General features: G+C 42.3%; 11 protein-coding genes, 8 tRNA genes and 1 rRNA gene (1 of these 20 only partly in view). All 20 read right to left on the bottom strand.

Annotated features, from left to right (window positions below):
* Positions 1-3: 3 nt before the first annotated feature.
* On the bottom strand, positions 4-609 hold the full coding sequence (gene hisB / locus PO903_RS06315; protein WP_069325837.1) for an imidazoleglycerol-phosphate dehydratase HisB: 606 nt from the start codon (positions 607-609) through the stop codon (positions 4-6).
* A gap of 45 nt (positions 610-654) precedes the next feature.
* Entirely contained in the window at positions 655-1,938 is a 1,284-nt protein-coding gene (hisD, locus tag PO903_RS06310) for a histidinol dehydrogenase (protein ID WP_069325838.1), read from the bottom strand.
* Positions 1,939-2,027: 89 nt separating this feature from the next.
* Positions 2,028-2,660, bottom strand: a complete 633-nt coding sequence (gene hisG, locus PO903_RS06305) for an ATP phosphoribosyltransferase (RefSeq protein WP_069325839.1) — start codon at positions 2,658-2,660, stop codon at positions 2,028-2,030.
* A gap of 45 nt (positions 2,661-2,705) precedes the next feature.
* Positions 2,706-3,908 carry an ATP phosphoribosyltransferase regulatory subunit gene (locus PO903_RS06300; RefSeq protein WP_273592904.1) on the bottom strand — a complete coding sequence of 401 codons (1,203 nt, stop codon included), beginning with the start codon at positions 3,906-3,908 and terminating at the stop codon, positions 2,706-2,708.
* A gap of 311 nt (positions 3,909-4,219) precedes the next feature.
* Positions 4,220-5,434, bottom strand: coding sequence for an acyltransferase (locus tag PO903_RS06295; RefSeq protein WP_137225564.1), 1,215 nt, complete (start codon positions 5,432-5,434; stop codon positions 4,220-4,222).
* Between the two features lie 124 nt (positions 5,435-5,558).
* Positions 5,559-6,092 carry an acyltransferase gene (locus PO903_RS06290; RefSeq protein WP_273592903.1) on the bottom strand — a complete coding sequence of 178 codons (534 nt, stop codon included), beginning with the start codon at positions 6,090-6,092 and terminating at the stop codon, positions 5,559-5,561.
* The gene (gene ppaX / locus PO903_RS06285; RefSeq protein ID WP_137225568.1) at positions 6,089-6,742 is read right to left on the bottom strand and encodes a pyrophosphatase PpaX; all 654 of its coding nucleotides are present in this window, start codon (positions 6,740-6,742) and stop codon (positions 6,089-6,091) included. The genes PO903_RS06290 and ppaX overlap by 4 nt, the downstream gene beginning before the upstream one ends.
* Before the next feature lie 7 nt (positions 6,743-6,749).
* The gene (lgt, locus tag PO903_RS06280) at positions 6,750-7,805 is read right to left on the bottom strand and encodes a prolipoprotein diacylglyceryl transferase (RefSeq protein ID WP_083243291.1); all 1,056 of its coding nucleotides are present in this window, start codon (positions 7,803-7,805) and stop codon (positions 6,750-6,752) included.
* Between the two features lie 12 nt (positions 7,806-7,817).
* A complete protein-coding gene (gene hprK, locus PO903_RS06275) occupies positions 7,818-8,756 on the bottom strand; it encodes an HPr(Ser) kinase/phosphatase (protein ID WP_069325844.1) in 939 nt (312 codons plus the stop codon).
* Between the two features lie 360 nt (positions 8,757-9,116).
* Entirely contained in the window at positions 9,117-10,247 is a 1,131-nt protein-coding gene (locus tag PO903_RS06270) for an ABC transporter ATP-binding protein (protein ID WP_069325845.1), read from the bottom strand.
* 284 nt (positions 10,248-10,531) lie between these two features.
* Entirely contained in the window at positions 10,532-11,701 is a 1,170-nt protein-coding gene (locus tag PO903_RS06265; protein ID WP_273592902.1) for a PucR family transcriptional regulator, read from the bottom strand.
* A gap of 154 nt (positions 11,702-11,855) precedes the next feature.
* Positions 11,856-11,928 (bottom strand) — tRNA-Lys (locus tag PO903_RS06260).
* Between the two features lie 25 nt (positions 11,929-11,953).
* Positions 11,954-12,038, bottom strand: a tRNA-Tyr gene (locus tag PO903_RS06255).
* Positions 12,039-12,055: 17 nt separating this feature from the next.
* A tRNA-Phe gene (locus PO903_RS06250) sits at positions 12,056-12,131 on the bottom strand.
* Positions 12,132-12,169: 38 nt separating this feature from the next.
* Positions 12,170-12,245 (bottom strand) — tRNA-Asp (locus tag PO903_RS06245).
* A 28-nt stretch (positions 12,246-12,273) separates the two neighbouring features.
* A tRNA-Thr gene (locus tag PO903_RS06240) sits at positions 12,274-12,349 on the bottom strand.
* A gap of 6 nt (positions 12,350-12,355) precedes the next feature.
* A tRNA-Val gene (locus PO903_RS06235) sits at positions 12,356-12,431 on the bottom strand.
* Positions 12,432-12,442: 11 nt separating this feature from the next.
* Positions 12,443-12,519: transfer RNA gene (locus tag PO903_RS06230), tRNA-Met, on the bottom strand.
* A 62-nt stretch (positions 12,520-12,581) separates the two neighbouring features.
* Positions 12,582-12,673, bottom strand: a tRNA-Ser gene (locus PO903_RS06225).
* Positions 12,674-12,750: 77 nt separating this feature from the next.
* A 23S ribosomal RNA gene (locus PO903_RS06220) occupies positions 12,751-14,779 on the bottom strand (it continues 894 nt past the right edge of the window).

The raw sequence follows: 14,779 nt of genomic DNA, 5'->3' as shown, positions 1-14,779 counted from the left end.
CTGTTATAGCACTCCCTTCGTCGAAGGTACTCCTGTCACACGTGGATCAATCGTTGTTGCTTCATCCACAGCACGTCCTAATGCTTTAAAAATCGCCTCAATCATATGATGCGTATTTTGCCCATAATGTACGATGACATGAAGAGTAATTCGCGCTTCTAAAGCAAATTTCCACAAAAATTCATGAACCAGTTCTGTCTGGAAACTGCCTACTTGTGAAGAAGGATATTCAGCACGATATTCAAAATGCGGACGATTACTCACATCAATCACCACTTGTGCCAAAGCTTCATCCATCGGAATAAATACACTGCTATAACGTTTAATCCCACGTTTATCACCTAATGCTTCACGTAGCGTCTGTCCAAGACAGATACCGATATCTTCTACCGTGTGATGATCATCAATCTCAATATCACCTTGTGCTTTGAGATTTAGATCGAAATGTCCATGCTTGGTGAACAAATCCAACATATGATTTAGAAAAGGAACATCTGTCTCTATTTCAGAAATACCTGTTCCATCGACGTTAAAAGCAAGCTGAATATTCGTTTCATTGGTTTTACGGCTGACATCGGCTTGACGTGTATTCTGGTTTTCAGTTGACATACCTATACCTCCTGCTTGGGTTCTAAAGTATCTATGGGTCAAAGCTTAACCTTCTTGTTCCAAACGAATCGCGATTGCGCGTGCATGACCTTCTAATCCTTCATGACGAGCTAATTCCATAATCGTATTCCCATTCGCAAACAATGCTTCTTTACTATAATAGATCATACTTGATTTTTTGATAAAATCATCGACATCTACAGGGGAAGAAAAGCGCGCTGTTCCATTGGTCGGAATAATATGATTCGGTCCAGCAAAATAATCACCTACTGGTTCTGAACTGTAATTTCCGAGGAAAATCGCTCCTGCGTTTTCGATCATGCCTACATAATTCATCGGTTGTTCGACCATAATCTCCAGATGCTCAGGAGCAAGTCGATTGACTACATCGATACCTTCTGCGATCGTTTCTGTCACAATAATTGCTCCATGATTCTGAATCGAAGCATTAGCAATAGTTTGACGAGGCAATGTTTCTAATTGTTGTTGTACTTCTGAAGCTACAGCAGCTGCCAGCTGTTCAGAACAAGTTACTAGAATGGCAGAAGCCATCTCATCATGTTCCGCTTGAGATAACAAGTCTGCTGCAATATAAGCTGGATTCGCATATTCATCTGCTAGTACAACAATTTCGCTTGGGCCTGCAATGCTATCAATATCAACAACACCGTATACTTCCCGCTTCGCCAGTGCAACATAGATATTACCCGGTCCGCAAATTTTATCCACCGGTTCTATACTTTGAGTACCATAGGCTAGTGCCGCTATCGCTTGAGCTCCACCGACACGATACATTTCAGTCACTCCTGCTTCTGCTGCGGTGACTAGAATATAAGGGTTAATTCCTTCTTTACCACCTGTTGAAGGAGGGGTCACCATCACGATCTCTGGTACACCTGCCACTTGAGCTGGAATCACATTCATTAGTACAGAAGAAGGGTAAGCTGCTTTCCCACCGGGAACATAGACACCGACACGTTTGAGCGGACGAATAATTTGTCCCAATAGACTTCCATCCGGTTGTAGATCCATCCATGAGTTACGTTTTTGCTTTTCATGAAATTGACGAATATTATGAGCCGCCGCTGTAATCGCTTGGACAAAAGAAGGTTCTACTTCTTGATAAGCTGCTTGTAACTCTTCATCGGTGACACGAAGCAAGTCTGCTGTCAGGTCTGCACCATCGAACTGCTTGGTATACTGTAACAAAGCTTGGTCTCCAGTGTGCTTGATATCTTGCACAATTTGCTTCACAGTTGCATTTTGCTCTGGTGATCCATAATCCACTTCTCTTCGCAAATCAAAATCTCGTGCAGATACGATCTTCACTGCTATTTCCCCCTTATCTGTCCCACTGTGTTCTGTTTATCTAGGGTGTAATATATCCATCTATACAGATTACTTTATATTTATTCAAGTCATGTTGGCTCTGGAATCACCCGTTGCAATTGATCGCATAGCTGTTGAATTTCTTCATTTTTCATCCGATAACTGACACGGTTAGCAATCAAGCGACTAGTGATACCAAATAAAGTCTCCATTTCAACTAATCCGTTTTCGCGTAATGTTTCTCCCGTTTCGACCATATCCACAATACGATCAGCAAGACCAATCATCGGTGCAAGCTCGATCGAACCGTTTAATTTAATGACTTCAACTTGTTGCCCTTGCTCCCGGAAATATTGAGAAGCCACATTTGGATACTTGGTAGCTACACGTTGCTGAATACCGGGCTTCCAATCCGGTAGACCAATTACAGACATCCGGCAACGAGCTATACCCAGATCCAATAATTCGTATACTGCTCGATTTTCTTCAATCAGTACGTCTTTACCAACAATACCGATATCGGCAACTCCATGTTCCACATAGATCGGTACATCGACTGGCTTGGCTAGAATAAATTCCATACCCACTTCAGGTAAATGTACAATTAATTTCCGTGAATCATCGACATCTAAAGGAACCTCAATCCCTGCTTTACGAAAAAGCTCTGCTGCCTTTTTATAGATACGCCCTTTTGGCATCGCAACTTTAAGAATTTGTGTCATAGAAGGGTACATCTCCCTGTTATTTACTGTATATCTGATTACGTTTTAGATAGAAATGATTTGTCCATCGGTAAAACGAATTGTCTGACTATAGTTCACTGTTAATGGATGAGTATCCGCAGATGGTTCTAGTCTGTGAGTCGCTTCGATATGTTCAGTGATCACAATTTTGCCTTGGCGACGAAGTTCTGTAGCATGTGCGAATGCTTCACGTCGACTATTTACATCATAAGCGATCAGTACGGGCGCTTCTTCTTGTGGTAAAAGAAGATTAACCCCGTCCAGTATCCGATTCGTTTTCAAAGCAAATCCTGTAGCAGCTACAGGTCTTCCGAATTGGGTAAGCAGATTATCATACCGTCCTCCACTACATACAGGAAAGCCCAGCTCTGCTGCATACCCTTCAAATACCATACCTGTATAATACGAAAAGTCTCCAATCATCGTTAAATCGATCATCACATGCTCAGATACGCCATACGCTTCTAGCACTTCCCATACTTTGCACAAATGCTGAATCGAAGCGATAGCACGTGGATTACTACTTAACGCTGTCGCTTGACGACAAATATCTTGCGCTCCACGCAAACGAAGCAATCCTTCTAATTCTTGGCGCTGTTCTGAAGACAATTGAAAATGTGCTAACTGTTCTCGGAAGCCAACAAAATCACGATTAAGCAACGTTTCTTTCAGTGCTTCTTGTTCGATCGTTTGATCCGGTAATACTTCTTCCAATAAGCCTGTCAAAAACCCAACATGTCCGAGTGAAATTTTGAATGTTTCTACTCCTGCTGCTTGCAATGAAGCAATCGCTAAAGCAATCACTTCTGCATCTCCTTCAGCCGAATCATTTCCTACTAATTCTGCACCGGTTTGAAAAAATTCTGTCTCCCGTCCCGCTTTTTCTTCAATCGAGCGGAACACATTGGCATGATAAGACAGACGAACAGGCAATGATTCTTCTTTTAAAACAGAACCCATTACACGAGCGATCGGTGTGGTCATATCCGAACGTAATACCATCGTTGTTCCACGGTTATTTAACATTTTATATAGTTTGCGATCTGATGTAGAACTAGCTACACCAACCGTATCATAATATTCCATTGTAGGCGTTATAATCTGACGATAGCCCCACTCAGACATGCAGTCCAGTACATTGCGTTCAATATGACGCAATTTGGTTACAACATGCGGTAGATAATCACGTACACCTGCGGGCTTTTCGAATCCTTTGGGCTTGGACAAAACAGTCACCTCTAATTGATCAATATTTTAACGCTTTAAAGTGTTACTTTGCTAATAAAGTAAAGGATATTGGATATAATAACACAAATCGATATCGACCGTCAACGCAACTTTACCTGTAAATATGTATTCCAAAGTAGATGGGTTTATCAGATTTTTATATTTCTAATTGTATCATTAACCATACGATCAACCTAACTAATCCTAGCTAATCATATCTCACATTATTTCCCGGAAAATAAAAAAACCACCTTAGCTTTAAAGGTGGTTTTGCACATACAGACTTCAACTGAATCATGTCATGACAACTGTTAGGGACTTGGTCTTTTCACAGCGTCTGTTTTGGTTGTACGACTATTTGATTTTGCTTGTTTTTTGTTTTTGTGTCGTCCAGATAATGAAGCTGGAATACTGCCTAGCAATACCCATGAGAACGATACTCTTCTAAAGACCATTTGTACGAAGACGGCTGAAATGATTAATGCACATAACATTCCGCCATAGATCCAGATAAAATAACCTAATGTGCCTAATGTAAGAAATTCTCTTGTTTCACGATAGTAAGCCAATACAAATGGATGAACTAAATAAATCGCAAACGATAATTCTCCTAATCGGCGCATAATCGCTAATACCCATTTGGGAGCTATCCGATTAAGAATAAAAGCAGAGTGAAGTAATACTAATGAAGATAACATCGTATATACATTCCACATCAGTTCATAGACTAACGAATCTAACCATTCATTGGTCATACGAGCACTATACCAGATTTGTACATAGATCAATCCAGTAACTAGCCAAGTACCCCACAACAATATCGTACTAACTCTTTGCCTTTCAGACATGTCTGTCCATTTGCTCATGAGCCATGCACGAAATGGTTTGAAATAAATCGCTACAAATGCACCCATCATATAGTAAGAGAAATATGAAATCGCCAGACTGCCTTTTGTAGCATAATGAAGATCGTACTTATTCCAGATTACGAATCCCCACTGCAAAGCAAGCCCGATTGGAATCGCCCAACGTGCTACCCAACGCTGACTTTTCAGCAAAGCAAGCATAATTGGAAATAGAAGATAGAACTGCACACTAATAAATACAAAATACAGATGAGTATAGGCAGAACCATGAGTGATCGCATACCAGTAATCCCCTAACAATTGAAGTGGGGGATCATCTAATTGACCACGCTGAGCAAGCTTATACCAGAAATACAAAGCCGATATCAAAACATACGGCAACAAAATATAGAGCATTCTTTTTTTATAAAAGCTCCCGATTAGTTTGCCTGTAAGTGGTCTGTCATAGTAATTATAAAACAATACAAAACTACTCAAAAAGATAAATGAAGGTGTTCCATACTTAAAGAAAATATTTAGAAAATTAAACAGATAATAAATCGACGTATTCATCGCTTCTGTCGTTGCCACCGATGTAGAATGAACATGCAGTACCCCAATAATGGCAATCGCACGGAAGAAATCAAGCTGTGTTAGCCGTTCCTTCTTTATTTGATTCAATGTAAAAGCATCCCCTTATTCTTTAAAATGGTACATCAATATGATGCAATATTTCGACTTATTCTGTTCCCGAACAAGTCCAGAAATGCTGCGCTCTTGTACCACAACGCTCTTGTAAAGCTATTTAATGCAGTAGATCTTCATCATTTTTGAGATTTATCGTATTCTCCGGATTGCGACGAGTTAAGACACGCAACGGATTACCACCAACAAATGTACCTGCGGCTACATCTGTATGTACAACCGATCCAGCAGCAACGACTGCACCATCACCAATCGTAACACCTGGCAAAATCGTAGTATTTGCTCCAATCATCACTTCATCGCCAATCACTACATTCCCTAAGCGATATTCACGAATTAGATATTCATGAGCAAGAATCGTTGCATTGTATCCAATTACCGTATTTGTCCCAATCTTTATTTTTTCCGGGAAAAATACATCCACCATCACCATCAGTCCAAAAGCCGTATCTTTGCCGACTTCCATATGTAGCAAGTGGCGGTAAATCCAATTTTTCCATTCCAAGATTGGACAATACCGCGCAGCTTGAATACATATAAAGTTCCGAACGCCTTTCCACGGGCTGACTGTGCGATAAATCTGACGCAAGGCATTAGGTCCCTCTTTGACAGGAAAACGCTCGGTTTTTCTCATCGATCGACCGTATCGCCAAGCACCAATTCATATAGATCACTCATGCTGTGCAAAATATACTGTGGATGATACTTGGACAGCTCTTCCTCACCTTTAAGCGACCAGGCAACAGCCGCTGACATTACACCTGCTGCTGATGCAGACTGCAAATCGGCAGGACTATCACCCACCATCAGTGTACGCTCAGGAGAAGAACCTAGAGCTTCCATAGCACGTTCAATCGGTTGAGGATGAGGCTTGGTATGCTCAACATCATCCTGTGTAATAATCACCTGCATAAATTGGTCCAATTGAAACATTTCCAATACTTTGAGCGTATTCGGACGAATTTTGGTTGTCACTACACCCAATTTAATCCCTGCTGCTTGTAAACGTGTTAATACTTCGTTCACTTCTGGAAAAGGAGCCACCATCGCATCATGATGAATCGCACTATACTCACGATATGCTGTAACATAAGAAGTTACATCGTCCACACCTGAAAAAGCACGTAGTTGCTGTTCCAAAGTTAATCCCATATGAGGAATAATCTGTTCTCTAGTTAATGGATTCAATCCATTACTTTCCAACGTATTGATAAACGAAGCAATAATCAACTCATTGGTATCTACAATCGTTCCATCCAAATCTAATAAAACCGTATCAATCATAAATTCACTACTCCTTGCGTTCATTGTGAATCTTATCTTCTTTTGGATGATCATATCTATCTTTAGCAGTAGATGATGAATCAACCGTTGGTGCTGAAGAAGATCCTGTAGCTTTATCGTGTTCTGTGTCTACTTCATGTTGAGCTACTTTAGATGACACAATAGGATCACTATAATGCTCTTTAGATAGACCTGCACGACGACGAATAATGATTAACAGAATAGCCGCTACAATCAAGATAAGCGATAACAATTGGGATACTCGGATATTTCCGTATCCTGGCTCAATCGCTCCCTGTTGGAATCCAAACCATGTCATTGGAGTCCAAAGACCATTTACAATAGCAACTAACCATTGCGGACCTTCAAAAGTAAGACTATCTGTACGAAGTGCTTCAATAAAGAAGCGTCCAATTCCATACCAGATCAGATACGAGAAGAAGATCTCTCCACTACGTACGAAAGCACGACGGCGTAATACACATAAAGCAATTACACCAACAAGGTTCCAGATCGACTCATACAAAAAGGTAGGGTGATGGAACACGCCATTCACATTCATCTGATTGACGATAAAATCAGGCAAATGAAGATTACCTCTTAAAAAAGATTCTTCTACAGGGCCACCATAGGCTTCCTGATTTACAAAGTTCCCCCAACGCCCAATCGCTTGTCCGACAAGCAAATAAGGTGCACATAAATCCATAATTCGCCAGAAGCTATATCCTTTTTTACGTGTATAAATGATCGCACAAATAATCGAACCTATTAATGCACCATATATAGCGATACCGCCATTCCAAATTTTAAAAACATCCCAAAAGTTATCTCTATAATCCGGCCAGCGAAATGCTACATAATAGATACGTGCTGCAATAATAGCGGAAGGAACACCGAATAGTACCAGATCCATAAAAAATTCTTGTGGAATCCCGAATCGACGTCCTTCACGAATTAATAGCAATAACCCGACTAATGCGCCGGTACCTAGAATTAATCCGTACCAGTGCACCTGAAGCGCTCCGATTGAGAAAGCAATCGGGTTAATTAATGATGTCCCCATGTAACACTCTCCTTAGTCCAGTTCATCCAGATCTTCAGCAATCGTTTCCGTTAATTTATGAGTAAATTGCAATGCTGCATTATAACCCATACGTTTTAAGCGGAAGTTCATCGCTGCCACTTCAATAATAACAGCTAGATTTCGTCCTGGGCGTACTGGAATCGTTACTAAAGGTACATCTGTATCAATAATACGTGTCGTTTCTTCATCCAATCCGATACGATCATACTGTTTTTCTTGTTGCCATGCTTCTAAGCGCACGACCAGAGTAATTCGTTTGTTGTTACGAATCGCACCTGCACCGAACAAAGTCATCACGTTGATAATACCGACTCCACGAATTTCAAGTAGGTGGCGAATCAATTCAGGAGCTGTACCATGAAGCTGATTATCCGAAGTTTGACGGATTTCTACCGCATCATCGGCAATCAGACGATGTCCACGTTTGACGAGTTCTAGAGCTGTTTCACTTTTACCAATACCACTACTACCTGTAATCAGCATTCCTACACCATAAAGGTCTACCAATACACCATGAATCGTAGCCGTTGGTGCTAATTTTTTCTCCAAAAAACCTGTAATACGGCTGGATAAAATCGTTGTCGCCAGATTGCTACGTAAGACAGGAACATTATGCTCTTCACTGCTCGCAATCAACTCTTCAGGTACTTCAAGTCCACGTGTAATTACAAGACAAGGTGTCTCATCATTACAAAGGCGTTTCATACGATCTGCTTTTTCTTCATGAGTTAACATTTTGAAAAACGCAAGCTCGGTTCTACCTAGAATTTGTACACGTTCTGTCGGATAATATTCAAAATACCCTGCCATTTCTAATCCTGGTCGGTTCAAGTCATCTACCATAATATTTCGTTTTAAGCCAAGTCCTCCAGATACAACTTCAAGCTGGAACATTTGTACCAATTCTGAAACTTTCACATGTTTGGCCATTCTGTTCTTCCTTTCTCTAAGTAGGTTGCTTATCCTGTATGGTGTATTCTATGTGATTCATAATCCAAAGCCAAACGATCATCGCCAAAAAGATAGATTTTTCACAAACCATCCTTTTCCGCACTGTACATAATATGTCCAATGTACTCATCGTAATAGAAAATGCTAGTTAAATCAATTATATTGGCAGATTCACTTACAAATCTATAGATTGTTTACACGTCTAACTCTACTACATGTTCATTATCCGATATGCGCATTTTATCATAAAAAAAGACTTACCCTTCTGATCGAAACCAGAATAGTAAGTCTTTTATCGAATGTTCAATCAGAACTTCTTACGTTATATGATGTAACGGATTAAGAAGGATCTGTGTAGAACAAGTTATCTTGAGATTCTGTATCAAAAATATGAACTTTGTTCATATCAATAGCCATAGTTGCTGTAGCGTTATCACGAGTAGTGGAACGACCATCAACACGAGCAACAACAGTATCTGTACCTACACCGCTCAAGTATAGCAACATTTCATGACCCAAGTTCTCAGATACGTCTACTTTAGCTGTAAAAGCAGTCGCTGGAGAAGCTTCTAAGAATACAGGCTCTTCATGAATATCTTCTGGACGAACACCCAGAATCACTTCTTTACCTGTGAATCCTTGGTCTTTCAAGATTTGTGCTTTACCACCAGGGATAGCAAGCTCAACACCAGCAGCGCTGAATGTTAGACCGCCTGATTTTTCGGACAATGTACCACGGATAAAGTTCATTGTAGGAGAACCAATAAAGCCCGCTACGAACATATTACGTGGGTGATTGTACAATTCTTCTGGAGAAGCTGCTTGTTGAATAATACCATCTTTCATAACAACGATACGATCACCCATTGTCATTGCTTCGATCTGATCATGCGTTACATAGATAACAGTCGTTTGAAGACGTTTAGCTAGTTTAGTAATCTCAGCACGCATCTGACCACGAAGTTTAGCATCCAAGTTAGAAAGAGGCTCATCCATCAAGAAGACTTGAGGATCACGGACAATCGCACGTCCCAAAGCAACACGCTGACGTTGACCACCAGAAAGTGCTTTTGGTTTACGATCTAGCAAATGCTCGATATCGAGAATTTTAGCTGCTTCACGTACACGTTTTTCGATTTCGTCTTTTTTCACTTTACGCAATTTCAAACCAAACGCCATATTAGAATATACATCCATATGTGGGTACAAAGCGTAAGATTGGAATACCATCGCGATATCGCGGTCTTTTGGAGCTACGTCGTTAACAACGCGATCGCCAATGTACAATTTACCTTCTGAAATTTCTTCCAGACCAGCAATCATACGAAGAGTTGTAGATTTACCACAACCTGAAGGTCCAACCAGTACTAGGAACTCTTTATCCTTGATATCCAAATTAACGTCGATAACTGTTGCTTTGTCAGAACCCGGATATTTCTTGAAAATGTGTTCTAAGCGTACGCCTGCCATAATAATAGCCTCCCTGGAATATGAATGTCATTTTGTAATTAAAAGTGTAATAACGTTACATCATAGAGCATATGTCCTTGATCAATCCGTAGTCTGATTTGTAATATCGAGTAGAGTTTACAACATCTTTTCGATAAGTTATAACTTCATTTCAATAGTAAAATCAGCTATGAATTACGGCTGCGAAGGTGATAACGATCGCCTATGTAACCGATTTCTTTTTCTATTATTATCTTACCCTAATCACGCCAAGACATCTATCGACAAACTATACAAAAAAATCATCAGCTTTTTGTCACTTTATACAATAGCAGTGTTAACTTCATCAAAACAGCGTCTTCAAACCGCCGTACATCCAATTCCGTCTCCTGCTTAATTTTGTCCAAACGGTACAATAATGTATTACGATGAATATACAATTGCTTTGCCGTCTCACTAACATTACAGTCCATTTTGAAAAAAGTCTCCAACGTAGCCACTGTCTCTTCATCAGCCAGCATATCTGAATATTGATCTGCTCTAGCTACAAACTCTGCACGGTCTTCATCAGGAATCCGGTACAATAGACGCTCCAAAGACAGTTCCCAGGGAAGATGAATATGATCTTTAACATGAAAAAGTCTACCTAGAGTGACTGTTTCTTTCAATAGAGAGACTTCAGCCAGTAATCGTTCACTAGGAACAATCGGCTTGGATACACCAATATGAAATATACCTACCCATTCACTAGCAATCAATTCATACAATCCTAATGAAAAATCCATCAGTACATCTTCTTCCGTATCTTCTACTTCTATATCAGAGTCACGACCATGACTTTGTTTTAAATCAGAACTATCTTCAATCAGTTCACGATTTGTGAGGATAAACCATTCATTTGGGGATAATGGCAATAATAATACTTCTCCACCAAAATAACTATATAATAGCTTCTCTAATTCTTTGGTTGTAAGCACACCCGTCTGAAGACTATCCGCAATTAATAAAAAAGGAATCATCGAACTGGTTAATCTTTCTTTCAGAAGATACCCATCCGGAATAATCGCTTTTGACTGCCCCATATCTAGCTGCTCTGTCATCCAAGCACTTAGCTGTTGTATCCCTTGTTCACGAATAGACAATGAAGAAGGCTGACTTGCTGTAGCCATAGATGCTGTAAATGCAGGCAACAATAACTCTAACAATGATCTAAGCTTACGGATAACATATTGATGATCACTATCTAGTGACTCTTCTGAATCTTTGGAAGTACTAGAAGCATTTAAAGAAATAGCTTTCGGTTGAATCTGCCATAACGTAACTATAGCAAGATCTTGCTTCACAGCGATCCATCCACTTTCTTCTCGACCCGCTCGATACGTATCTGATTCCCAATCTTTCACAGCCACAGACTGTTCTTCAATACGGTAATCTATGATTGATTCAATATGTTCTTTTAATGTACTCCAGTTCATATCATAAATTCCTTCCATAGCTAGAATCATACATTGATGGCTACTTATTATATAGATAAAAAATCAACATAATAAGACTACTCCATCAAATTATACAAAAAAGCAGACAAAACAAAAAGCACCCTGCTGATTAGCAAGATGCTTTTTAATATGATGAGTCATGAAGGGCTCGAACCTTCGACACCCTGATTAAAAGTCAGGTGCTCTACCGACTGAGCTAATGACTCATATTAAGTTTAAAGTAAATAAAACTGGTGGAGGCTGATGGATTCGAACCACCGAACTCGGAGAGAACAGATTTACAGTCTGCTGCGTTTGGCCACTTCGCTAAGCCTCCATAATGAATACAAAAAATGGTGGCTCGGGACGGAATCGAACCGCCGACACGAGGATTTTCAGTCCTCTGCTCTACCGACTGAGCTACCGAGCCATAACATATTCATTATATATTTTATTTAATTAAAAAAATGGCGGAACCGACGGGATTTGAACCCGCGATCTCCTGCGTGACAGGCAGGCATGTTAACCCCTACACCACGGTTCCAGGGTTATATAACTTTTTGAAATAAAAATGGTGCCGGCGAGAGGATTTGAACCCCCGACCTACTGATTACAAGTCAGTTGCTCTACCAACTGAGCTACACCGGCATATGGTGGTGGAGATTGACGGGATCGAACCGCCGACCCTCTGCTTGTAAGGCAGATGCTCTCCCAGCTGAGCTAAATCTCCAGGGATATGTATGGTAGCGGCGAAGGGAATCGAACCCCCGACCTCACGGGTATGAACCGTACGCTCTAGCCAGCTGAGCTACACCGCCACATTTAAAAACTAGTCTTTCATGATATGCTGTCCACTATTCTTATTTAACATAAGATCTAGTGGCGGAGAGAGAGGGATTCGAACCCTCGCACCGCTAACGCAGTCTAACCCCTTAGCAGAGGGTCCCCTTATAGCCACTTGGGTATCTCTCCATGTTAAATCATATACAGACAGGTTAGTTGCTCCCTGAAAACTGAATCCGAAAACTGAAACATCGCGTTTGTAGATTTTGGATAAGCCCTCGACCGATTAGTATTGGTCAGCTCCATGCCTTGCGGCACTTCCACCCCCAACCTATCAACCTCGTCGTCTACAAGGGGTCTTACATACTGGGAAATCTCATCTTGAGGGGGGCTTCACGCTTAGATGCTTTCAGCGCTTATCCCTTCCGCACGTAGCTACCCAGCGATGCTCCTGGCGGAACAACTGGTACACCAGCGGTGCGTCCATCCCGGTCCTCTCGTACTAAGGACAGCTCCTCTCAAATTTCCTACGCCCACGACAGATAGGGACCGAACTGTCTCACGACGTTCTGAACCCAGCTCGCGTACCGCTTTAATGGGCGAACAGCCCAACCCTTGGGACCTACTTCAGCCCCAGGATGCGATGAGCCGACATCGAGGTGCCAAACCTCCCCGTCGATGTGGACTCTTGGGGGAGATAAGCCTGTTATCCCCAGGGTAGCTTTTATCCGTTGAGCGATGGCCCTTCCATGCGGTACCACCGGATCACTAAGCCCGACTTTCGTCCCTGCTCGACGTGTCTGTCTCGCAGTCAAGCTCCCTTATGCCTTTACACTCTTCGAATGATTTCCAACCATTCTGAGGGAACCTTAGGGCGCCTCCGTTACACTTTAGGAGGCGACCGCCCCAGTCAAACTGCCCACCTGACACGGTCCCTGTACCGGATCACGGTACGAGGTTAGAACTCAAATGCGATCAGGGTGGTATCCCAACGGCGCCTCAACCGAAGCTTGCGCTCCGGTTTCTACGGCTCCCACCTATCCTGTACAAATCGCACCCCAGTTCAATATCAAGTTGCAGTAAAGCTCCATGGGGTCTTTCCGTCTTGTCGCGGGTAACCTGCATCTTCACAGGTATTAAAATTTCACCGGATCTCTCGTTGAGACAGCGCCCAAATCGTTACGCCATTCGTGCGGGTCAGAATTTACCTGACAAGGAATTTCGCTACCTTAGGACCGTTATAGTTACGGCCGCCGTTTACTGGGGCTTCGGTTCATAGCTTCGCTTGCGCTAACCACTCCCCTTAACCTTCCAGCACCGGGCAGGCGTCAGCCCGTATACTTCGCCTTGCGGCTTCGCACAGACCTGTGTTTTTGCTAAACAGTCGCTTGGGCCTTTTCACTGCGGCCCCCTCGTGCTATTCACACTACCGGGGCACCCCTTCTCCCGAAGTTACGGGGTCATTTTGCCGAGTTCCTTAACGAGAGTTCTTCCGCGCGCCTTAGAATTCTCTTCTCACCCACCTGTGTCGGTTTACGGTACGGGCACCTGCTTCCTGGCTAGAGACTTTTCTTGGCAGTGTGAAATCATGACCTTCGCTACTACAATTTTCGCTCCTCATCACAGCCTGGCCTTAGGGTATGCGGATTTGCCTACATATCAGCCTCACTGCTTGAACGGACATCCATCAGTCCGCGTCACTATCCTCCTGCGTCATCCCATTGCTCATAACGGCTTTCGGTGGTACAGGAATTTCAACCTGTTGTCCGTCGACTACGCCTTTCGGCCTCGCCTTAGGTCCCGACTTACCCTGAGAGGACGAGCCTTCCTCAGGAATCCTTGGGTTTTCGGCGGATCAGATTCTCACTGATCTTTTCGTTACTCATACCGGCATTCTCACTTGAATGAGGTCCAGCGCTCCTTGCGGTACACCTTCAATCTTCATTCAACGCTCCCCTACCCCTGATACAAAGTATCAAGCCATAGCTTCGGTGGTGTGTTTAGCCCCGTTACATTTTCGGCGCAAAGTCACTCGACCAGTGAGCTATTACGCACTCTTTCAATGGTGGCTGCTTCTAAGCCAACATCCTGGTTGTCTGTGCAACTTCACATCCTTTCCCACTTAACACACACTTGGGGACCTTAGCTGATGGTCTGGGCTGTTTCCCTTTCGACAATGGATCTTAGCACTCACTGTCTGACTCCCGGAATAAAGTCTGTGGCATTCGGAGTTTGACTGAACTTGGTAACCCTTGCGGGCCCCGCATCCAATCAGTGCTCTACCTCCACGACTCA

Origin of the sequence: Paenibacillus sp. PK4536, from assembly GCF_028594455.2 — a bacterium.
Lineage (GTDB): Bacteria > Bacillota > Bacilli > Paenibacillales > Paenibacillaceae > Saccharibacillus > Saccharibacillus nuruki.
Note: the sequence above shows the minus strand (reverse complement) of the source record. Positions and strands in the feature narration are given on the sequence as shown.

Coding starts and splice junctions, on each gene's coding strand:
- hisB (WP_069325837.1), bottom strand. CDS start 609: ATGTCAACTGAAAACCAGAATACACGTCAAGCCGATGTCAGCCGTAAA.
- hisG (WP_069325839.1), bottom strand. CDS start 2,660: ATGACACAAATTCTTAAAGTTGCGATGCCAAAAGGGCGTATCTATAAA.
- ppaX (WP_137225568.1), bottom strand. CDS start 6,742: ATGATTGATACGGTTTTATTAGATTTGGATGGAACGATTGTAGATACC.
- PO903_RS06265 (WP_273592902.1), bottom strand. CDS start 11,701: ATGAACTGGAGTACATTAAAAGAACATATTGAATCAATCATAGATTAC.
- hprK (WP_069325844.1), bottom strand. CDS start 8,756: ATGGCCAAACATGTGAAAGTTTCAGAATTGGTACAAATGTTCCAGCTT.
- lgt (WP_083243291.1), bottom strand. CDS start 7,805: ATGGGGACATCATTAATTAACCCGATTGCTTTCTCAATCGGAGCGCTT.
- PO903_RS06290 (WP_273592903.1), bottom strand. CDS start 6,092: ATGAGAAAAACCGAGCGTTTTCCTGTCAAAGAGGGACCTAATGCCTTG.
- PO903_RS06270 (WP_069325845.1), bottom strand. CDS start 10,247: ATGGCAGGCGTACGCTTAGAACACATTTTCAAGAAATATCCGGGTTCT.